The 20,115-nt window shown below is 60.1% G+C and carries 19 protein-coding genes; 14 read left to right on the plus strand and 5 right to left on the minus strand.

Annotation, left to right across the window (positions count from 1 at the left end; genetic code table 11):
* Positions 1–116: 116 nt before the first annotated feature.
* From cobU to AC3WP4_RS13350, 8 genes are all read left to right on the plus strand, one after another.
* Complete coding sequence (gene cobU / locus AC3WP4_RS13315; protein ID WP_074874712.1) at positions 117–638, plus strand: bifunctional adenosylcobinamide kinase/adenosylcobinamide-phosphate guanylyltransferase; 522 nt, start codon at positions 117–119, stop codon at positions 636–638.
* On the plus strand, positions 635–1,690 hold the full coding sequence (cobT, locus tag AC3WP4_RS13320; protein WP_074874714.1) for a nicotinate-nucleotide--dimethylbenzimidazole phosphoribosyltransferase: 1,056 nt from the start codon (positions 635–637) through the stop codon (positions 1,688–1,690). Before cobU ends, cobT begins: the two co-directional genes overlap by 4 nt.
* A complete protein-coding gene (gene cobC, locus AC3WP4_RS13325) occupies positions 1,687–2,262 on the plus strand; it encodes an alpha-ribazole phosphatase family protein (protein WP_102614652.1) in 576 nt (191 codons plus the stop codon). The genes cobT and cobC overlap by 4 nt, the downstream gene beginning before the upstream one ends.
* A gap of 2 nt (positions 2,263–2,264) precedes the next feature.
* Positions 2,265–2,996: an adenosylcobinamide-GDP ribazoletransferase gene (locus AC3WP4_RS13330; RefSeq protein ID WP_102614651.1), complete on the plus strand. Its 732-nt coding sequence runs from the start codon at positions 2,265–2,267 to the stop codon at positions 2,994–2,996.
* Between the two features lie 157 nt (positions 2,997–3,153).
* A complete protein-coding gene (locus AC3WP4_RS13335) occupies positions 3,154–3,558 on the plus strand; it encodes a MarR family winged helix-turn-helix transcriptional regulator (RefSeq protein WP_074874719.1) in 405 nt (134 codons plus the stop codon).
* Between the two features lie 52 nt (positions 3,559–3,610).
* Positions 3,611–4,819 carry an MFS transporter gene (locus tag AC3WP4_RS13340; RefSeq protein ID WP_074874721.1) on the plus strand — a complete coding sequence of 403 codons (1,209 nt, stop codon included), beginning with the start codon at positions 3,611–3,613 and terminating at the stop codon, positions 4,817–4,819.
* The gene (locus tag AC3WP4_RS13345) at positions 4,816–4,938 is read left to right on the plus strand and encodes a hypothetical protein (RefSeq protein WP_256581131.1); all 123 of its coding nucleotides are present in this window, start codon (positions 4,816–4,818) and stop codon (positions 4,936–4,938) included. Before AC3WP4_RS13340 ends, AC3WP4_RS13345 begins: the two co-directional genes overlap by 4 nt.
* Before the next feature lie 54 nt (positions 4,939–4,992).
* Positions 4,993–5,544, plus strand: a complete 552-nt coding sequence (locus AC3WP4_RS13350) for a glutathione peroxidase (protein WP_074874723.1) — start codon at positions 4,993–4,995, stop codon at positions 5,542–5,544.
* An 89-nt stretch (positions 5,545–5,633) separates the two neighbouring features.
* Here AC3WP4_RS13350 and AC3WP4_RS13355 read toward each other — a convergent pair whose 3' ends face one another.
* The 3 genes from AC3WP4_RS13355 to AC3WP4_RS13365 all read right to left on the minus strand — a co-directional run bounded on the left by AC3WP4_RS13355 (position 5,634) and on the right by AC3WP4_RS13365 (position 8,022).
* Entirely contained in the window at positions 5,634–6,896 is a 1,263-nt protein-coding gene (locus AC3WP4_RS13355; protein ID WP_074874725.1) for an OmpP1/FadL family transporter, read from the minus strand.
* A 145-nt stretch (positions 6,897–7,041) separates the two neighbouring features.
* Positions 7,042–7,524 (minus strand): hypothetical protein, encoded by a 483-nt coding sequence (locus tag AC3WP4_RS13360; protein WP_074874727.1) that lies wholly within the window; start codon positions 7,522–7,524, stop codon positions 7,042–7,044.
* A gap of 273 nt (positions 7,525–7,797) precedes the next feature.
* Entirely contained in the window at positions 7,798–8,022 is a 225-nt protein-coding gene (locus AC3WP4_RS13365; protein WP_007898912.1) for a hypothetical protein, read from the minus strand.
* A 999-nt stretch (positions 8,023–9,021) separates the two neighbouring features.
* Here AC3WP4_RS13365 and AC3WP4_RS13370 point away from each other — a divergent pair.
* Both AC3WP4_RS13370 and AC3WP4_RS13375 read left to right on the plus strand, forming a co-directional pair.
* Entirely contained in the window at positions 9,022–9,345 is a 324-nt protein-coding gene (locus AC3WP4_RS13370; RefSeq protein WP_074874731.1) for an SEL1-like repeat protein, read from the plus strand.
* A 175-nt stretch (positions 9,346–9,520) separates the two neighbouring features.
* Positions 9,521–10,885 carry a DNA recombination protein RmuC gene (locus tag AC3WP4_RS13375; protein ID WP_162842870.1) on the plus strand — a complete coding sequence of 455 codons (1,365 nt, stop codon included), beginning with the start codon at positions 9,521–9,523 and terminating at the stop codon, positions 10,883–10,885.
* Between the two features lie 52 nt (positions 10,886–10,937).
* Here AC3WP4_RS13375 and AC3WP4_RS13380 read toward each other — a convergent pair whose 3' ends face one another.
* The gene (locus AC3WP4_RS13380; RefSeq protein ID WP_102614650.1) at positions 10,938–14,408 is read right to left on the minus strand and encodes a hybrid sensor histidine kinase/response regulator; all 3,471 of its coding nucleotides are present in this window, start codon (positions 14,406–14,408) and stop codon (positions 10,938–10,940) included.
* 298 nt (positions 14,409–14,706) lie between these two features.
* On the minus strand, positions 14,707–15,246 hold the full coding sequence (locus tag AC3WP4_RS13385; RefSeq protein ID WP_102614649.1) for a TetR/AcrR family transcriptional regulator: 540 nt from the start codon (positions 15,244–15,246) through the stop codon (positions 14,707–14,709).
* A 90-nt stretch (positions 15,247–15,336) separates the two neighbouring features.
* Between AC3WP4_RS13385 and AC3WP4_RS13390 the strand changes: the two genes are divergently transcribed.
* The 4 genes from AC3WP4_RS13390 to AC3WP4_RS13405 all read left to right on the plus strand — a co-directional run bounded on the left by AC3WP4_RS13390 (position 15,337) and on the right by AC3WP4_RS13405 (position 20,114).
* Positions 15,337–16,530: an MFS transporter gene (locus AC3WP4_RS13390; protein ID WP_102614648.1), complete on the plus strand. Its 1,194-nt coding sequence runs from the start codon at positions 15,337–15,339 to the stop codon at positions 16,528–16,530.
* 42 nt (positions 16,531–16,572) lie between these two features.
* Positions 16,573–16,884 (plus strand): cupin domain-containing protein, encoded by a 312-nt coding sequence (locus AC3WP4_RS13395; RefSeq protein WP_074874743.1) that lies wholly within the window; start codon positions 16,573–16,575, stop codon positions 16,882–16,884.
* Between the two features lie 105 nt (positions 16,885–16,989).
* Positions 16,990–18,141, plus strand: coding sequence for a TDT family transporter (locus tag AC3WP4_RS13400; RefSeq protein ID WP_102614647.1), 1,152 nt, complete (start codon positions 16,990–16,992; stop codon positions 18,139–18,141).
* Positions 18,142–18,239: 98 nt separating this feature from the next.
* The gene (locus tag AC3WP4_RS13405) at positions 18,240–20,114 is read left to right on the plus strand and encodes an MFS transporter (RefSeq protein WP_102614646.1); all 1,875 of its coding nucleotides are present in this window, start codon (positions 18,240–18,242) and stop codon (positions 20,112–20,114) included.
* Position 20,115: the final 1 nt, after the last annotated feature.

The raw sequence follows: 20,115 nt of genomic DNA on the forward strand, positions 1-20,115 counted from the left end.
GACGTGCTGAGCGGCAGGGTAGGAATTGGGAGTCATGGGGGAAATCTCCTGGCAGGTGGGAGCGAGCCTGCTCGCGAAGACGGAAGTCGGCTCACCGCACATTTAAGGAATGAACCATGCTGCAACTGATCCTCGGCGGCGCCCGCTCCGGCAAAAGCCGCCTGGCTGAAAAACTCGCCTCCGACAGCGGTCTGGCAGTGACTTACATCGCCACCAGCCAACCCCTGGACGGTGAAATGAACGAGCGAGTGGCCCATCACCGCGCCCGTCGTCCAGCCGAATGGGCGTTGATCGAAGAACCTCTGCAACTCGCCCGCGTCCTGCGCGAAACCGCCAGCGCTGAACGTTGCCTGCTGGTGGATTGCCTGACGTTGTGGATGACCAACCTGCTGATGCTCGACGACGCTGAGCGTCTGTCGGCCGAACGTGAAGCGCTACTGGACTGCCTGGCATCGTTGCCGGGTGAAATCATTTTTGTCAGCAACGAGACCGGAATGGGTGTCGTGCCGCTGGGCGAATTGACTCGCCGCTATGTCGATGAAGCCGGTTGGCTGCATCAAGCCTTGGCCGAGCGCTGTCAGCGAGTCGTCCTGACCGTCGCCGGCCTGCCCCTGACTTTGAAAGGAACTGCGTTATGACTCAATCCTGGTGGCTGAACCCGTGCAAGCCGATCGATGCTCAAGCGGTCGAGCAGGCGCAGGCCCGTCAACAGCAGCTGACCAAACCGGCCGGCTCCCTCGGTCGGCTTGAGTCGGTGGCGGTGCAATTGGCCGGGCTGCAAGGGCAGGTCAAGCCGAGTCTGGATCAGTTGTGGATCGCGATTTTTGCCGGTGACCATGGCGTGGTCGCTGAAGGGGTGTCGGCATTTCCCCAGGAAGTCACCGGGCAGATGTTGCTCAACTTCGTCAGCGGCGGGGCGGCGATCAGCGTGTTGGCGCGGCAACTCGGGGCCTCCCTGGAAGTGGTCGACCTCGGCACGGTGACGCCGTCGTTGAATTCGCCGGGTGTGCGTCACGTGAACATCGGCCCCGGTACGGCGAATTTCGTCGAAGGTCCGGCAATGACGCCGGCTCAAGGCGAGCTCGCTTTGCAGGCCGGTCGCGACAGCGTGCAGCGCGCCATCGCGGCGGGTGCGCAGTTGTTTATCGGTGGCGAGATGGGCATCGGCAACACCACCGCGGCCAGCGCATTGGCCTGTGCCTTGCTCGATTGCCCGGTGGTGCATCTGGCCGGGCCGGGCACCGGTTTGAATGCGGCGGGTGTCAGCCATAAAGCGCAAGTGATCGAACGCGCTTTGGCGTTGCACAGCGCTCAACGTGGCGATGCGCTGCAAACCCTGTTCAACCTCGGCGGTTTTGAAATCGCGGCACTGGTCGGTGCGTATCTGGCGTGTGCCCAGGAAGGCGTCGCAGTGCTGGTCGACGGTTTCATTTGCAGCGTCGCGGCGTTGGTCGCGGTGCGCTTGAATCCTGAATGCCGTCAGTGGCTGTTGTTCGGTCATCGCGGTGCCGAGCCGGGTCATCGTCATGTGCTGGAAACCCTGAACGCCGAACCGCTGCTGGACCTCGGCCTGCGTCTGGGCGAGGGCAGTGGTGCGGCGTTGGCCGTGCCGTTGCTGCGTTTGGCGTGCGACCTTCACGGGCAGATGGCGACGTTCGCCGAGGCCGCCGTGGCGGACCGTCCGGCATGACCTTGCGCCTGGACCTGTTGCGCCACGGTGAAACCGAACTCGGTGGCGGTTTGCGCGGCAGCCTCGACGATGCGCTGACTGAAAAGGGCTGGGCGCAGATGCGCGCGGCGGTAATCGAGCAGGGGCCTTGGGATCGTTTGGTCAGCTCGCCACTGCAGCGGTGTGCGCGGTTCGCCGAAGAACTCGGCGCACAGTTGGGTTTGCCGGTGCAGTTGGATAAAGGCCTGCAGGAGCTGCACTTCGGCGCCTGGGAAGGGCAGAGCGCCGCCGCGCTGATGGAAACCGATGCCGAGGCGTTGGGATTGTTCTGGGCCGATCCTTACTCATTTACGCCGCCTCAGGGTGAACCGGTGGTGGATTTTTCGACGCGAGTGTTGGCAGCCGTTGAGCGCTTGCAGGCTACCTGCGCGGGCGAGCGGGTGTTGCTGATCAGTCACGGCGGGGTCATGCGCTTGTTGCTGGCTCAGGCCCGGGGATTGCCTCGTGAGCAGTTGCTCAACGTCGAAGTCGGGCATGGCGCGGTGTTTTCGCTGACGGTCGAATCCGGCCTGTTGTTAAAGGAAGCGCTCTGACCATGTTGCCGTTCTGGATCGCCCTGCAATTTTTGAGCAGTCTGCCGATTCGTCTGCCGGGCATGCCGGAACCACAGGAGTTGGGGCGGTCGTTGCTGTTTTATCCGCTGGTCGGCCTGCTGTTCGGCGCGATTTTGTGGGCGTTCAACTGGCTGCTGCTCGGCACCCCGTTGTTGCTTCACGCCGCGCTGTTGCTGACGGTTTGGGTCTTGCTCAGCGGTGCGTTGCACCTGGATGGCCTGGCCGACAGCGCCGATGCATGGCTCGGTGGGTTCGGTGATCGAGAGCGCACCTTGACGATCATGAAGGACCCGCGCAGCGGGCCGATTGCGGTGGTGACGCTGGTGCTGGTGTTGCTGCTCAAATTCGCCGCGTTGCTGGCATTGATCGAGCAGCAACACGCCGTTGTCCTGATCATTGTCCCGTTGATCGGGCGCAGCGCGATGTTGGGGTTGTTCCTGACCACGCCTTATGTGCGCGCTGGTGGCTTGGGGCAAGCGCTGGCCGATCATCTGCCGCGTTTGGCGGGTACGCAGGTGTTGGCGGTGAGTGCGTTGGCTTGCGTTTTGATTGCCGGTCTCAGCGGCGTGTTGGCAGTGGTGCTGGCGGCGTTGGTGTTTGTCTGGTTGCGGCAAGTGATGCTGCGCCGATTGGGCGGTACGACGGGCGATACCGCGGGGGCGTTGCTGGAAATCCTTGAGGTCGCGGTGCTGGTGGGGTTGGCGTTGACCTGATTGAGATGCGGTGGCTGTTTTGGCCTCATCGCGAGCAAGCTCGCTCCCACATTGGGATGCGGTCCCTGTGGGAGCGAGCTTGCTCGCGATGGCGATCTACCTTACAAAACTAATTTTGAAACTTGCTTTCATTTAACCGCGGGTATATACACGCACCATGCTCGAATCCCAATGTTTATGCATCAACCTGCGTCGCGCCGCCCGTGGCGTCAGCAGGCACTACGACGGCGCTCTCGATGGCTTCGGGATCAACGTCGCCCAGTATTCTCTGCTGTGTAATCTGCAGCGTCTGGATAAACCGAGTATTTCCACGTTGGCCGAGGCCATGGGGCTGGATCGCAGCACCTTGGGGCGCAATCTGCGGGTGCTGGAAGGCGAAGGCCTGCTGATGCTGGTCGAGGGCGAAGACATGCGTAACCGCATCGTCATGCTCACCGAGGCTGGTATTGAACGTCTGAAAGCGGCCTTGCCGGCGTGGGAAGCGGCGCAGCAGCGGTTGATCGACCGCTTGGGCGCCGAAAAACGAGAAACCTTGCTGCGACTGCTGGACGAACTGGCGTGAAGCCGGTTTTTCCGATCTTAAGCGGGTATATACCCGCTACCGGAGAACAAGAATGACATCGATGTGGCGTACGTGCGGTTGGGTTTTGTTGGGGAGTGCGCTGATTCTCGCGTTGTCCTTAGGGGTAAGACACGGCTTCGGGCTGTTTCTGGCGCCAATGAGTGCCGAATTCGGCTGGGGGCGTGAGACGTTTGCCTTCGCCATTGCCTTGCAGAACCTGATCTGGGGCCTGGCGCAGCCCTTCACCGGCGCGCTGGCCGACCGCTTCGGCGCCGCAAAAGTGGTGTTGGTCGGCGGTGTCCTGTATGCATTGGGCCTGGTGTTCATGGGCCTGTCGGATTCGGCCGTGACCTTGTCTCTGAGTGCCGGCCTGTTGATCGGCATCGGTCTGTCCGGTACCTCGTTCTCGGTGATCCTCGGCGTGGTCGGCCGCGCAGTGCCGCCAGAGAAACGCAGCATGGGCATGGGCATTGCCAGCGCTGCCGGCTCTTTCGGTCAATTCGCCATGTTGCCCGGCACACTGGGGTTGATCGGCTGGCTTGGCTGGTCCGCGGCATTGCTGGTGCTGGGTCTGCTGGTGGCGCTGATTGTGCCGCTGGTGAGCATGCTCAAGGACAAACCGCTGCCGGTGCTCGGTCATGAGCAAACACTGTCCGAAGCCTTGCACGAGGCCTGTTCCCATTCGGGATTCTGGCTGCTGGCGTTCGGCTTTTTTGTTTGCGGCTTCCAGGTGGTATTCATCGGCGTGCATTTGCCGGCGTATCTGGTGGATCAGCACCTCCCGGCGAGCGTCGGCACGACGGTGCTGGCGCTGATCGGGTTGTTCAATATTTTCGGGACCTACACGGCGGGCTGGCTCGGGGGCCGGATGTCCAAGCCACGTTTGCTGACTGGCCTGTATCTGCTGCGCGCAGTGGTGATCGGGTTGTTCCTGTGGGCGCCGGTCACGACGACCACTGCTTACCTGTTCGGCATGGCGATGGGCTTCCTGTGGTTGTCGACCGTGCCCTTGACCAACGGCACCGTCGCGACCTTGTTCGGCGTGCGAAATCTGTCCATGCTCGGTGGGATTGTTTTCCTGTTTCACCAGCTCGGATCGTTCCTCGGCGGCTGGTTGGGCGGGGTGGTGTACGACCGAACCGGGAGCTACGACTTGATCTGGCAAGTGGCGATTCTCTTGAGCCTGTTGGCCGCCGCCCTGAACTGGCCGGTGCGTGAGCAGCCGGTGGCGCGCCTGCAAACACAGATGAGTGCGATATGAACAGTCTCTGGCCGCGGATTGCTGTCCTCGCTGTCTGCGCCTTGCTGCTGGCCCTGTCGTGGTGGGGCTGGCATCAGGGCGGGCTGGCGTTGATGCAACTGGGCATGGGTGCTTGCTAGCAGGATGTGAGGGCGAGTAACTTCGGTCTTGACGATTCTCAAGGATGCACCGACATGTTGAAACGTTGGCTGGCAGTTCCCGCGTTACTGGTAGCGTTTGGTGGATTGGCCCAAGCGGCCGAATGCCCGGAGCTTTTGCAAGGTTCGTTGCCCAAGCTGCGCGCCAAGGAATCCATCGACCTGTGCCAGCGCTTCGCTGGCAAACCGCTGGTGGTGGTCAATACCGCGAGCTTCTGTGGTTTCGCCCCGCAGTTCAAAAGCCTTGAGGCGCTGAATCAGCGTTACAAGGATCAGGGGCTGGAAGTAATCGGTGTTCCGTCAAACGACTTCAAGCAAGAGTCCAAGGATGGCGAAGAGACTGCCAAGGTCTGCTACGTGAACTACGGCGTGACGTTCACCATGACGGAACCGCAGAAAGTCCGCGGCAATGACGCGACGCACTTGTTCAAGGTCATCGCCAGGCAGAGCGTCGCGCCGAAGTGGAACTTCTACAAGTACGTGGTCGATCGCCAGGGCAAGGTGATCGCCAGTTTCTCCAGCCTGACCAAGCCCGATGATCCCGAACTCATCGCGGCGGTGGAGAAGGCATTGGCCTCGCAACCCTGATCGGCGCCCATTAAAAAGCCCCGCCTCTGCACAAGAGAGCGGGGCTTTTTCAATTCAGGCGGCCAGAGATTCAGGCTCGCCGTGAATCATCAGAAGCGGTAGGTCGCGCCAACACCGAAACCGTTTGCATAGTTTTCATACTCTGCGCTGTAGTTCTGACGGCCGTTGCTGTTGTTGACCTTGACCGACTCTTCGCGCAGGTACGAATACGCTACGTCGATGGTCAGGTCGTCGGTTGGGCTCCAGCCAGCGCCCAGGCTGAAAATCTTGCGATCGCCGGTCGGGATGCGTGGGGAACGGTTTTCGTTATTGGTCGGCGACTGGTCAACCGACAGGCCGGTACGCAGCACCCACTGTTTGTTCAGCTGGTACGAAGCACCGATGGCGTGAGCCCAGGTGTCGTGCCAGTTCTGTTCTTCGGTGATGGTGCCAAAACCACGTGCGGCCAGGGCGGCAGGAACGCCTTCGTTATCGACGGAGATCTCTTTCAGGCGGCTCCAGCGAGTCCAGGTGCTGCCTGCGTAGAGGGTCCACTGGTCGTTCAACTGGTGAGTGACCGAGAAGTCCACCGACTCAGGCGTGGTGATGTCCAGCGAAGCGTCGAACTTCTGGTTCCCCAGTGGGCCGAGCACGGCATAGTTGACCTTGGTGTCACCTTCGAGCTTGTACTTCACCTTCGAGTGATAGGTCAGGCCGAGGCGAGTGCTTTCTAGGGCTTGAACCATGATGCCGATGTTGTAACCCAGCGCGGTGTCGTCACCCTCGATCTTGACGGTGCCGTCTGCGGCGCGAGGGTTCAGCGACAGGTTCGATTCCAGTGTACCGTCGATGCGGTTGATGGTCGGACCGAAACCGATCGACACCTTGTCGTTGAAGGCGTAGCTGACAGTTGGCTGGAGAGTCACGATGGTGACTTCGCTCTTGCTGCCGAAGTATTTGCCGGCGAAGCCGTTCTCGTAGTCGGTCACCAGGCCGAACGGAGCGTAGACGCCGAAACCGACTGCCCACTGGTCATCGATTGGCTTGACGTAGTAACCCATGGGCACGCCCATGAAAGGGACCATGTCACCTTTGTTGGTACCGCTATTCGGGCTGGAGCTCGCATCGCTGATATCAGCGTGCGCGTCGATGAATGCAACACCACCGGTTACTTGTTCGCGCTTGAGGCGAGACATGCCGGCAGGGTTGCCAAAAACTGTGGATGCGTCGTCGGCAGCTGAAGATCGCCCGGCAAAACCTGTCCCCATCCCGCTGATGCTTTGTTCGTTGAGGGCAAAACCACTGGCGAAGATTTGGGTGGATGCCATGGCAACGGCGAGGCTAATGGTGGTTTTGAGCATTACTTTTTTCATTATTAGAACTCCTGGTGATCACCGGGGCGAAAATTACCAACATTTTCGTCCCAGCGCCATAGGCTGTATCGCTTGATTTAGAGCGGTTTTGTAGGACAATCCGACCAAAATCGCAGCAGTTGAGCGATCTTGTGGAAACAGTCGATCAGCAGGCGACCTGATTCAGCGGTGAAACACAGGTTTGCCAAGCGCAGGTGAAGTCTCTCAGGCGTCCTTGAGGCTGGAAGGTCTGGCGCCAGATGCGCGCCATTCCCAGTAGGTCGTCTGCTTCGGGGAGGGGGGTGTTCTGTTCTTCTACCAGCAGCCAGGCGATGGCTGTGGCGTAACGCAGGTTGACGGTCAACTCGAGATGCGGGCCACTGAGGAACGCATGTTGGCTGGCCAGGCCGCGAACCAGGCTTGCGCGTTCGGGATCAAGTGCCAGGTAGTGGTCCCAAAGTGCCTGGTGGCGGGGTTCGGCGATTCGGTACAAGCCGTGTCCACGGCGGTCATGCAGGGCAGTTCCAAGGGCTGACTGGCTGGCGGCAACACCCAGCAGCAGGGATTCAGCAGTTGCGCTATGGCGCCCGAGATAAATCAAGGTCGGGCGGATCACATAACGGCACAGTTCGCTGGCAGCGATACCCATAAAACCCTCGAAACATGAAATGGTCGGCGATACCTGAAGGCCTTGGCAGCGGTGAATCGACTCAGGCTCGCCGGAAGCGGCTCAAGCCGCTTGAGTTGAAGTGTAGTGTCATATTCGCGCCGTAAAGGCCTGTTTTTAAAATATTTCCGGCCGCGAGTTATAACCGTTATATCGGTTTGTACTTAGGCGGCAGCGGCGAAAAGAGAAATATCAGGCAATAAAAAGCCCCGCTTTTTAAGCGAGGCTTTTGAGGTTTTCAGTCTTTCTGGCGTATCAGGCAACCAGTGCCTGACGGGTACGCTCGATCACGGCCTGCAGCGGCTCGGCGCTGGAGTATTGATCGGGGTACAGGCGTTCGCTGTGACGAGCGATGCCGTGTTCGTTGACCAGAGTGAAGCTGAAGCAGCCTTTGCGAGCAGCCATGATCAGGCAGTTCATTGGTGCAAAAGCGTTGGTTAGGGTGCGAATGGCATCCTGGGTGTGGATTTGAGTAGACATAGTCATTGGGTGTTCCTACAAGCGACACGGATAAGAACCGTGCAAAGTTAAAACGTTCCAGTGACGACGACCACCATTGGTCGAACGAAGAACCCGACTGGAACAAAGCAGCCAGTTTGAAGCGCTGATAAATTGGCGCGCTTGGGCTGGCAGGTAGGTACTTAGGAGGGCAGGCAACACATCAAGGGCAAAGGTTCTGGGCCCGGGGTGAAGATCCTGATCAATTTGCAGGTTGGTTCGGTCAGAGTAAGTGAGCTTCGCAACACCCTTTGCTTTCGATTCAAAGGCAGTGTTGACGCAAGGTTTACCTGGAAACCATCGAGGTGGTCGATCCCGCTTTGTCGGTAGAGGCTTCCGTTGGGAAGGCTGACCGGGGGGATTTGTTCGACCAGAATTGACTTTCAGCTTGGTACTAACGCCGCGGATACTAACGGATTGAATGACTGAAGGGAAGTGTGTTGGCAAAAAAGTTCTTTGAACGCCCCCATTCAACGTTCGGATTGGCGCTCGGACAAGGCTCATGAATCGCTGACGCGCCCTGTAATAGCACAAATTCCGACCATTGGTAGTCGCGGCTCATCGGCCCAGGACCAGTCTGGATCGTGGGTTTGCCAAGGTTTATCCCCAGCTGCAGGCAAAAAATGCGCCGAAAAAGCGCATCGATATAACTGCCTCGAAGGGACTTGTGCACATAAGTTGCGAAGAGTGTCACGCCGCTGTCATCTTCCCTTCAAACGCAGTGGGTGCCTGTAACCAAAATTTAAGTCAATGAAAAACATCGCTTTTTTTTACTGGTGAAAAAATCGTCAGTTTGACTGCGAGCCCCATTCCATAGGGCTTTGCGAGAGTTCAAGGGCGGTTGTCCACTGAGTTATCCACAGCTTCTGTGGATTGTCCCGAGCGCTTGCTCTAGGACGGGCGTGCCGGGTTTTTTTGGGCTTTACCTGTAAGAAAAAAAGAGTAGAGTGGCGCGCCTTCCGATCTGCCCCACAGTGCTTTATGAAGTTTCGCTCAGTATCAGTCTCTGCAACCTCCACACCCTCCGGCATCACCCCGCCTAAACGCTTTTCGATGCGTGTGGCCGAGTGGCTGCTGGACAGCCCGCGTCTGGGCGAAAACCCCAATGTCAAACACCTCGCCGGACGTTTGCTCAAGCAGCCAGCCCGTGAAGGGGTCGTGGCCGCGCAAAGCCGCCTCGGTCTGCTGATGTGCCGTGAATGCGGGAATGCCCGGGATCGTCGTATCGGCCAGGACCTTCTGCGTTCGGCCGCGCGGGCAGGGGATCGACGCGCCCAGCAGGAACTGGGGCTGATCGAAGACTGAGCTGTCCAAGACCTGACGCCTTGGTTAACCTTCAAGCTTTATTTCATTGGCAGGAGTGGCTATGGCTATGGACTTGACCAGCGCATTGCTCGGTCTGGCGGGCGCTGCGCTGCCGTTACTGGTACTGGCCTGGCAACTTCAGCGGCGAGCGAACGCCACGCAGTCAGAGGCTGCGCTGCTGGAAGAGCGTCTGGCCATGGCCCTACTGGCTCAGGATGGATTGAACGCCCAACTCGAAGCCTGTCGCGATGAAATCGGTGATCTGGGCCAGGCCAACGCCGCCAAACAGGCAGACCTGGCCGCCGTACGCCGTGAAGTCGAACTGCTGCAGATCGAACGTGACGACGCACGCGACGCCGCCCACGCCTGGAATCTGGAACGCGCCGGCAAAGAGGCTGAGTTGCGCCGTCTGGCCGCCCAGGCCGCTTCGCTCAACGCTGAGCTACGCGAGCAGCAGGAAAGCCATCAGCAGCGCCTCAATGACCTGCAGGGCTCACGAGACGAGCTGCGAGCGCAGTTCGCGGAGCTGGCCGGCAAGATCTTCGACGAACGCGAGCAGCGTTTTGCCGAAACCAGTCAACAACGCCTCGGTCAGTTGCTCGATCCGTTGAAGGAACGTATTCAGTCCTTCGAAAAACGCGTCGAAGAAAGTTATCAGGCAGAAGCCCGCGAACGTTTTTCCCTGGCCAAGGAACTGGAGCGGCTGCAACAACTGAACCTGCGCCTGAGCGACGAAGCCACCAACCTGACCCGCGCCTTGAAAGGGCAGAAAACCCAAGGTAACTGGGGTGAGCTGATTCTTGAGCGGGTGCTTGAACACGCGGGCCTGGAGAAGGGGCGCGAGTACCAGACCCAGGTCAACCTCAAGGGGCCGGACGGTGAGCGTTTCCAGCCGGACGTGATCATTTATCTGCCGGGCGACAAGCAGGTGGTGGTCGACTCCAAGGTCAGCCTCACGGCCTATCAGCAATACGTCGCGGCCGAAGACGATGCGATCGGCCAGATCGCCATCAAGCAGCACGTGCTGTCCTTGCGCACTCACGTCAAAGGGCTGGCCGGCAAGGATTACAAGCGTCTCGACGGTTTGCACAGCCTGGATTTCGTCCTGCTTTTCGTACCGATCGAAGCGGCGTTTTCCGCCGCGTTGCAGGCTGAACCGACACTGTTTCAGGAGGCCTTCGATCGCAACATCGTCATTGTCAGCCCGACCACTTTGCTGGCGACCCTACGGGTGATCGACAGCTTGTGGAAGCAGGAGCGCCAGAGCCAGAACGCTCGAGAAATCGCCGAGCGGGCCGGGTGGCTGTACGACAAGTTCGTGTTATTCATCCAGGATCTGGATGAAGTCGGCAATCGCTTACAGCAACTGGATAAAGCCTACAGCTCGGCGCGCAATAAGCTGACAGAAGGCCGCGGCAATCTGGTCAGTCGCGCCGAGCAACTCAAGTTGCTTGGCGCGCGGGCGAGCAAGAGCTTGCCGGCAGACTTGCTGGAGCGGGCGATGACCGACGTGGATGGGTTGGCCGAATTGCCGGAGTAGCCAAAAAGGCATCGCGAGCAGTGGCTTCACCACAAGACTCACACCTGCCGCGCTACAACGGCAAATGCCGACTCAACAACGCCCGCAACGCCGCCGGTTTCACCGGTTTAGCCAGGTAATCCAGCCCCGCCGCATGCACCTGGGCTACCGTCTCCGGTCGCCCATCGGCGCTGATCACAACCCCCGGCACAGGCTCACCCAATCGGGTGCGCAACCATGCCATCAGTTCGGTTCCGGTCTCGCCATCGTCCAGGTGGTAATCCACCAAGGCCAATTGCGGTCTCATCCCGTCGCTGAGCAGCGCCGCACATTCATCGCGGTTGCGCGCGGTCCAGACCTGACAACCCCAGCGCGTCAGCAAACTGTTCATGCCGATCAGGATGCTGTCTTCGTTGTCGATGCACAGTACCTGCGAGCCGCTCAGCAATTTGCCATTGAGCTCGGCGGTCTTGGTCGGCAGGGCGGCTTGAGCACGAGCCAACGGCACGCTGACGCTGAACACGCTGCCGCGCCCCGGCCAGGAGCGTACGCGCAAGGTATGACCGAGCACGCGGCACAACCCGTCGGCGATCGCCAGGCCCAGCCCGAGGCCTTTTTCAGCGCGCGTCTGGTGGCTGTCGAGGCGTTTGAATTCTTCGAAGATGACCTGCTGTTTATCCAGCGGAATGCCCGGGCCTCGGTCCCAGACTTCCAGGCACAGCTCGCCCTTGCGTCGGCGAACCCCCAGCAGCACTGGGCCTTTGGCGTAGCGGAAGGCATTGGTCAGGAAGTTCTGCAGGATTCGTCGCAGCAGTTTGATGTCGCTGTCGACGCGCAACTTGCTGCCCCTGACCCGGAATTTCAGCCCCTGGTCGTGGGCCAGCGCCTTGAACTCGGCACCGAGGACGTCGAACATCTCATTGAGCACGAACGGCTTCGGATCGGGGTTGATCTTGCCGTTTTCCAGGCGGGAAATGTCCAGCAAATCGCTGATCAAGTCCTCCGCCGAGCGTAGTGACGTGTCCAGATGATGGACCAGTTTTTGCGCCTCGCCGGAGAGACCGTCCTCCTGATGGGAAAGGGCGGCCGAGAACAGTCGCGCAGCGTTCAACGGTTGCATCAAGTCGTGGCTGACCGCCGCCAGGAATCGGGTTTTCGACTGGTTGGCCAACTCCGCGGTGCCTTTGGCTTCGGTCAGGGCGAGGTTGAGTTGCGACAGTTCGTGGGTCCGCTCGGTGACCCGTCGCTCCAGGCCCTCGTTGGCTTCGGTCAGCGCTTGTTCAGCCTCGCGGAACGCGGTGATGTCGGTGAAACTCATGACAAAACCGCCACCCGGCATCGGGTTGCCGATCAGCTCGATCACACGACCATTGGGGAAAAGTCTTTCAGAGGTGTGGGCGCGGCCCTGACGCATCCAGTGCAGGCGCCGGGCCACGTGCACTTCGGCTTCACCGGGACCGCATAGTCCGCGTTCGGCGTTGTAGCGAATGATGTCGGCAATCGGGCGGCCAAGCCTGATCAGTCCATCCGGGTAGTTGAACAGCTCCAGATAGCGCCGGTTCCAGGCCACCAGTTTCAGCGACTGGTCGACCACGCTGATGCCTTGGGTGATGTTCTCGATCGCGCCTTGCAGCAGCGCGCGGTTGAATTGCAGCACTTCCGAAGCTTCGTCGGCGATTCGCACGACGTCCTCGAGTTGCATTTCCCTACCTTCAATGGCGGCTTTTACCACCGCACGGGTCGAGGAAGCGCCGAGTACACCGGCCAGCAAGCGTTCAGTGTGGGCGATCCATTCCCCGTCGGCATTCTGGTTCGGGTTGAAGCCTTTGCCCTGGCGGTAGGCGAAGCGGATAAAACTCTGACGGGCGCGTTCTTCGCCGACGAAGCGTGCGGCCAGCTGCAACAAATCGTCGATCTGCACCGACAGCATCGAACGGGCGCTGGGGCGGGCGCTGATTTCCTGACCGATGAAGCGACCCGCCTGCCAATGTTCCGAAACCCTCGTTCGCGACAGCACCGACACCCAGGCGAACAGCGTGAAGTTGGCCGCCAGCGACAACACCACGCCTTGGGTCAGCGGGGTGAGCGGCAGGTTCAGCGGGTTGCTGTGCAACCAGGCCAGCCCCGGGAAGCTGCTCAAGGACAAACCAAGGCTGTGGGCCGCGATCGGCAGAATCAGGGTGTAGAACCAGAGGAATGTCCCGGCGGCGAGACCCGCGAATACACCGCGACGATTGGCCTGTTTCCAGTACAGGGCGCCGAGCATGGCCGGGGCCAGTTGGGTCACGGCGGCGAAGGCGATCTGGCCGATGGTCGCCAGACTCGCCGTCGAGCCGAGCAGGCGATAACTGACGTAGGCCAGCAGCAGAATCACCACAATGCTCACTCGGCGCACCGAGAGCATCCACTGGCGGAACACTTCGAACGGCCGCTCGGCGTTGTTGCGCCGCAGCAACCATGGCAACAGCATGTCGTTGGAGACCATGGTCGAAAGCGCCACGCTGGCGACAATCACCATGCCGGTCGCCGCCGAGGCGCCACCGATAAACGCCAGCATCGCCAGGGCAGGATGGGCTTGGGCGAGCGGCAGGCTGATGACAAACGAGTCCGGCAGCACCGAACTCGGCAGCAGCATCTGACCGGCGAGGGCGATGGGCACGACGAACAGCGCCGCAAGCGCCAGATAGGCTGGAAACACCCATTTGGCCAGGCGCAGATCCTGGGGGTCGATGTTTTCTACCACGGTCACATGGAACTGCCGGGGCAGGCAGATGATTGCCATCATCGCCACGCCGGTCTGTACCACCATCGATGGCCAGTTGATGGTTTCCTTCCAATACTCTTCGAGGCGCGGGGCGAGCATGGCCTGGTCGAACAGGTCCTCGAAACCGTCGTACAGGCCATAGGTCACGAACGCGCCGACCGCGAGAAAGGCGAACAGCTTGACCAGCGATTCGAACGCAATCGCCAGCACCATGCCGCGGTGGTGCTCCGTGGCGTCGAGGTTGCGGGTACCGAAGACGATGGTGAACAGCGCCAGTACCAGCGACACGATCAACGCCGTGTCCTGGGCGCGCGTACCCATGGCGTCGGCACCGGCGCCGATCAGCAGGTTCACCCCGAGCACGATGCCCTTGAGTTGCAGCGCGATGTAGGGCAACACGCCGACCAGGCAGATCAGCGCCACCACCACCGCCAGCGACTGGGATTTGCCATAACGCGCGGCGATGAAGTCGGCAATGGACGTGATGTTCTCCTGCTTGCTGATCATCACCATTTTTTGCAGGACCCACGGTGCGCACACCAGCAGCAGGATCGGCCCGAGGTAGATCGGCAGGAAAGACCAGAGTTGTTCGGCGGCCTGGCCCACGGCGCCAAAGAAGGTCCAGCTGGTGCAATAGACGGCCAGCGACAGGCTGTACACCCAGGCGCGCACTCGCGGCGGCAACGGTGTGCTGCGACGATCGCCGTAGAAGGCGATGGCGAACATGATGGCCATATAGGCCAGGGCGACGACGGCGATCAGCCCGCTGGACAGCGACATGGGAACTCCAGACAAAAGACACCCGGGACTCCCGCCCGGACAGACAGTCTCGCACGATGGCAGGGGTTAGTCAGTGTCGACCAAGGTCGCGGCGTGGCGGGGTGTCGCAGGCGGTGTGTCAGTGGGATCTTTGATGTTTGTGCAGGCCTCATCGCGAGCAGGCTCACTCCCACAATGGATCTATGTCGTTCACAAATTACACGTCCACTGAAGATCAACTGTAGGAGCAAGGCTTGCCCGCGATGGCGGCGTCCACTGAAGATCAACTGTGGGAGCGAGCCTGCTCGCGATGGCGGTATTACTGACTCAACGCAATCTCGATCAACCGATGCAACTCCTCAATCTCCAGCGGCGCCGCCGAGAACAGGATGCGAAACACCGTCGGCGCCGCCACCAGGTTGATCAGCCGATCGACGTTCGGCTTCGGCTGATCGGGGTAACGATCCAGGATCGTCTGCAACTGCCCGCCAATAATCGTCGCGCAAAGTGTCGGCGTGGTGCTGCATTGCACATCGCGCAACATATTGCGGCCGGGCTCGGAACTCATCTCGTCCAGATACTGCTCGGCCCAGGCGCGCACGTCGCCGCGCAGGCTGCCGGTATTGGCCGGTTCGCTCTCGGGACGCATGCGGGCGAGGGCGACATCCGCCAACAACACCGACAGATCGCCCCAGCGCCGATAGATGGTCGACGGCGTGACGCCGGCACGCGCGGCGATTTGCGGGACGGTCACGGTGGTGCGGTCCTGCTCTTCGAGGAGATCGCGCACTGCCGAGTGGACCGACTTCAGCACCCGGGCGCTTCTGCCGCCGGGGCGTAAACCTTCTTTTATAGCCATGCATCGGACCTTAACACAAAGAATTTGCTTTAAGCTCTGGCCAGTCGCACACTCCGCAAAAGCAAAAAGTTAGCTTTACGGAGCGTGCGCATGTCCAGTTCAACGTCTAATCGTTCAAGCCTGTGGTTCCTGGCGATCACCTTACTCAGTTTTCTGGCGGCGTCCACGGCGCCGACGCCGTTGTACCACCTGTACCAGGAACACCTGCAATTCTCGGCAGCGACCCTGACCCTGATTTTCGGCGTGTACGCGATCAGCTTGCTGGCGGCACTGCTCACGGTCGGTTCGCTCTCGGATTACCTGGGGCGCAAACCGGTGATCTTTACCGCTGTGATGCTGAACATGCTGGCGATGCTGCTGTTCATCAATGCAAACAGTGTCGCCTGGTTGATCAGCGCGCGAGTGCTTCAAGGCTTTGCAACGGGGATGGCCACCGCCGTATTGAGTGCGGCGCTGTTGGACACCGATCGCCAGCAGGGGCCGTTGGTCAACAGTGTCGCGCCGTTGCTGGGCATGGCGGTGGGCGCCATGGGCTGCGGCTTGTTGGCCGAGTTTGCACCGCTGCCGTTGCAGTTGACCTATTGGGTGCTGTTCGCGCTGTTTGTGATGCAGGCGCTGTACGTCTGGCGATTGCCGGAAAGCGTCAGCCGCCAACCGGGAGCCTGGGCTTCGCTGCGCCCGACACTGCATGTGCCGATCCAGGCGCGACGTGCGTTGTGGCTAGTGCTGCCGATCAATATCGCGGTGTGGGCGCTCGGTGGTTTTTACGCTTCCTTGGCGCCGTCTCTGGTGCGCACAGCGACGGGTTCGACCTCGAATCTGATTGGCGGTGCGACGGTGGCGGTGTTGACGGTGACCGGCGCTCTGATGATCTACACCCTGCGCGATCGGCCGGCCGACAAGGTTTTGCGCTTGGGCGGCAGCCTGCTGCCCGTTGGTGTCGCGCTGATCCTGATGGCGGTGCACAGCGCCAGCCTTACGCTGTTTTTCGTCGGGACGCTGGTGGCCGGATGCGGTTTCGGTGCCGGTTTCCTCGGTGCATTGCGCAGCGTCGTGCCGCTGGCCTTACCCCATGAACGGGCAGGGTTGATGTCGGCTTACTACGTGCTCAGTTATCTGGCGTTCTGCTTGCCGTCGTTGCTGGCCGGGAATTTGACCCGGACCTTCGGGCTGGTGGCCACGACCGATGGTTACGGCGCGGTGCTGATTATTCTTTCGGCCGGCGCTCTGCTCGCGTTGATGCGTCAGCAGTCGATGAAAGTCTGTGGCGTCGATGTTCGATGACCGTTAGCCTTGGCACCGCCCTGCCTTTCGACGGACCGACCCATGAAGATCATCCGCAGCAAATCCTTCACCGCTGACCGTGCCTGGGGTGCTTTGGATATCGCCAACATGAACGGCATCACCACGCGTTTGCACTGGACCGATCAGCCCTATAAATGGCACATCAATGATGGGCAGGAAGTGTTCGTGGTGCTGGATGGTGTTGTGCAGATGCGTTATCGCGAAGCAGGACAGGAGCAAGAAGTGATGTTGGGCGTAGGCGATATCTTCTATGCCGACGTCGGCACCGAACACGTTGCCCATCCGCAAGGTGTGGCAAGAATCCTGGTGATCGAGACTGAAGGCAGCGTCTGACGCTATATCTGCAAAACAGATAACAGTTAGAGATATTACCCGTTATATCGATATTCGATTCGGATCTACCATGGACTCCACCTCAACAGAGGACAGGAGTTCACCATGACATGCCCCAACATTGCCCCAGCCGGTTTCAAACCCTTCAGTCATTTGCAGCACCCGCGTGAGGTGATCCGCCAGTTCACGCCGAACTGGTTCGCCGCCACCATGGGCACTGGTGTGCTGGCGTTGGCGCTGGCGCAGCTGCCCGGCGCAAATGCCGGTTTGTACGCGATTGCCGAAGCCCTATGGCTGTTCAACATCGTGCTGTTCGTTTTGTTCACGGTCATGTATGCGGCGCGTTGGGCGCTGTTTTTCGATGAGGCGCAGCGGATTTTCGGCCACTCCACGGTCTCGATGTTTTTCGGCACCATCCCCATGGGCCTGGCGACCATCATTAATGGTTTCTTACTGTTTGGTCTGCCGCGTTGGGGTGAGGGCGTGATACATCTCGCCGAGGTGCTGTGGTGGCTGGATGTGGCGATGTCTGTGGCGTGCGGCGTGCTGATTCCCTACCTGATGTTCACCCGTCAGGAGCACAGCATTGACCAGATGACCGCCGTCTGGCTGTTGCCGGTGGTAGCGGCAGAAGTGGCGGCCGCCAGCGGTGGCCTGTTGGCGCCGCACCTGGCTGATGCCCATTCGCAACTGGTGGTGCTGGTGACCAGCTACGTGCTCTGGGCCTTTTCCCTACCGGTGGCGTTCAGCATTCTGACCATTCTATTGCTGCGGATGGCGCTGCATAAATTGCCCCACGAAAACATGGCCGCCTCCAGCTGGCTGGCGCTCGGTCCGATTGGCACCGGGGCGCTGGGCATGTTGCTGCTGGGCGCCGATGCGCCGGCGATCTTTGCGGCCAATGGTCTGCCGGGCATCGGTGAAATCGCCGAAGGGTTGGGATTGGTGGCCGGGATTACCTTGTGGGGCTTTGGCCTGTGGTGGATGCTGATCGCGGTGCTGATCACCCTGCGTTACCTGCGCGTCGGCATCCCTTTCAATCTCGGCTGGTGGGGTTTTACCTTCCCGCTGGGCGTCTATTCCCTGGCGACATTGAAACTGGCCAGTACCTTGAACCTGACGTTTTTCAGCGTTTTTGGCTGCGTGCTGGTGGTGTTGCTGGCGGTGATGTGGCTGATCGTCGCCAAACGGACAGTGCAGGGCGCCTGGCGGGGTGAGTTATTTGTCTCGCCGTGCATTGCAGGATTAAACAAATAACCTGCAAAGTTTAGGTAATGTGTGGCCTGGATCGTCGTTGGATATTCCAATAACTGCATCCACGCCACTCTCTACCCAACATCAGGGACACATGGAAGATGAGTCACCCCTCACAGTTCACCTTGCTTCGCACCCGGCGCTTCCTGCCGTTCTTCGTCACGCAGTCGCTCGGGGCGTTCAACGACAACATCTTCAAGCAGTCGCTGATTCTCGCCATTCTCTACAAGTTGACGATCGACGGTGACCGCTCGATCTGGGTCAACCTGTGTGCGCTGCTGTTCATCCTGCCGTTCTTCCTGTTCTCGGCACTGGCCGGGCAGTTCGGGGAAAAGTTCGCCAAGGACGCGCTGATTCGTCTGATCAAGCTCGGGGAAATCGCCATCATGGCGGTCGGCGCGGTCGGTTTCATGTTCGATCACCTGTGGCTGATGCTGGTGGCGCTGTTTGCCATGGGCACTCACTCAGCGCTGTTCGGGCCGGTGAAATATTCGATCCTGCCCCAAGCCTTGCGTGACGAAGAACTGGTGGGTGGCAACGGCCTGGTGGAAATGGGCACCTTCCTGGCGATCCTCGCCGGGACCATCGGCGCCGGGATCATGATGTCCTCCAGTCATTACGCGCCGATCGTCTCCACGGCGATCCTCGGTGTGGCGGTGCTCGGCTATCTGGCCAGTCGCAGCATTCCGAGGGCTGCGGCCGCCTCCCCGGAAATGCGCCTGAACTGGAACATTTTCAGCCAGTCCTGGGCCACGTTGAAGCTGGGCTTGGGGCAGACTCCGGCGGTGTCACGCTCGATTGTCGGCAACTCGTGGTTCTGGTTTGTCGGGGCGATTTATCTGACGCAGATCCCGGCCTATGCCAAGGAGTGGATGCACGGCGACGAAACCGTGGTGACGCTGATTCTTACGGTGTTCTCGGTCGGTATCGCACTCGGTTCGATGCTCTGCGAGAAATTGTCCGGGCGCAAAGTCGAAATCGGTCTGGTGCCGTTCGGCTCTTTCGGTCTGACTGTGTTTGGTTTGCTGCTGTGGTGGCATTCCGGTGGGATTCCAGACAGTGTTGCCGGCCATGGCTGGATCGAAGTCCTGGGTTTTGGCCATGCCTGGCTGGTGTTGATCGACATTCTCGGGCTTGGCGTGTTCGGCGGTTTCTACATCGTGCCGCTGTATGCGCTGATTCAGTCGCGGACTCCGGAGAACGAGCGGGCGCGGGTAATCGCCGCCAACAATATTCTCAACGCGCTGTTCATGGTGGTCTCGGCGATTGTCTCGATCGTCTTGCTGAGCATGGTCGAGCTGTCGATTCCGCAGCTGTTCCTGGTGGTGTCGCTGCTTAACATCGGCGTCAACGCCTACATCTTCAGCATCGTCCCCGAATTCAGCATGCGCTTCCTGATCTGGCTGCTCAGCCACTCCATGTACCGCGTGGAGCATCGCAATTTGCAGCTGATTCCCGATGAAGGCGCGGCATTGCTGGTGTGCAATCACGTGTCCTTCGTCGACGCCTTGCTGATTGGCGGCGCGGTGCGTCGGCCGATTCGCTTTGTGATGTATTACAAGATCTACAACCTGCCAGTGCTGAACTTCATCTTTCGCACGGCCGGGACCATTCCTATCGCGGGACGTCAGGAAGACATTCAGATCTACGAAAAAGCCTTCACGCGCATTGCTCAGTATCTGAAGGACGGCGAATTGGTGTGCATCTTCCCGGAGGGCAAATTGACCGCCGATGGCGAGATCAACGAGTTCAAGGGTGGGCTGACGCGGATTCTCGAAGAGACGCCGGTACCGGTGATTCCCCTGGCATTGCAGGGTTTGTGGGGGAGTTTTTTCAGTCGCGATCCGCAAAAGGGCATGTTTCGCCGGTTGTGGTCACGGGTGACCCTGGTGGCAGGGCCTGCGGTGTCGGTCGACGTGGCAGAGCCAGCCCGGTTGCAAGGGTTGGTGGGGGAATTGCGCGGCGCTATGCGCTGAT

It is taken from the genome of Pseudomonas sp. FW305-20 (assembly GCF_058788075.1).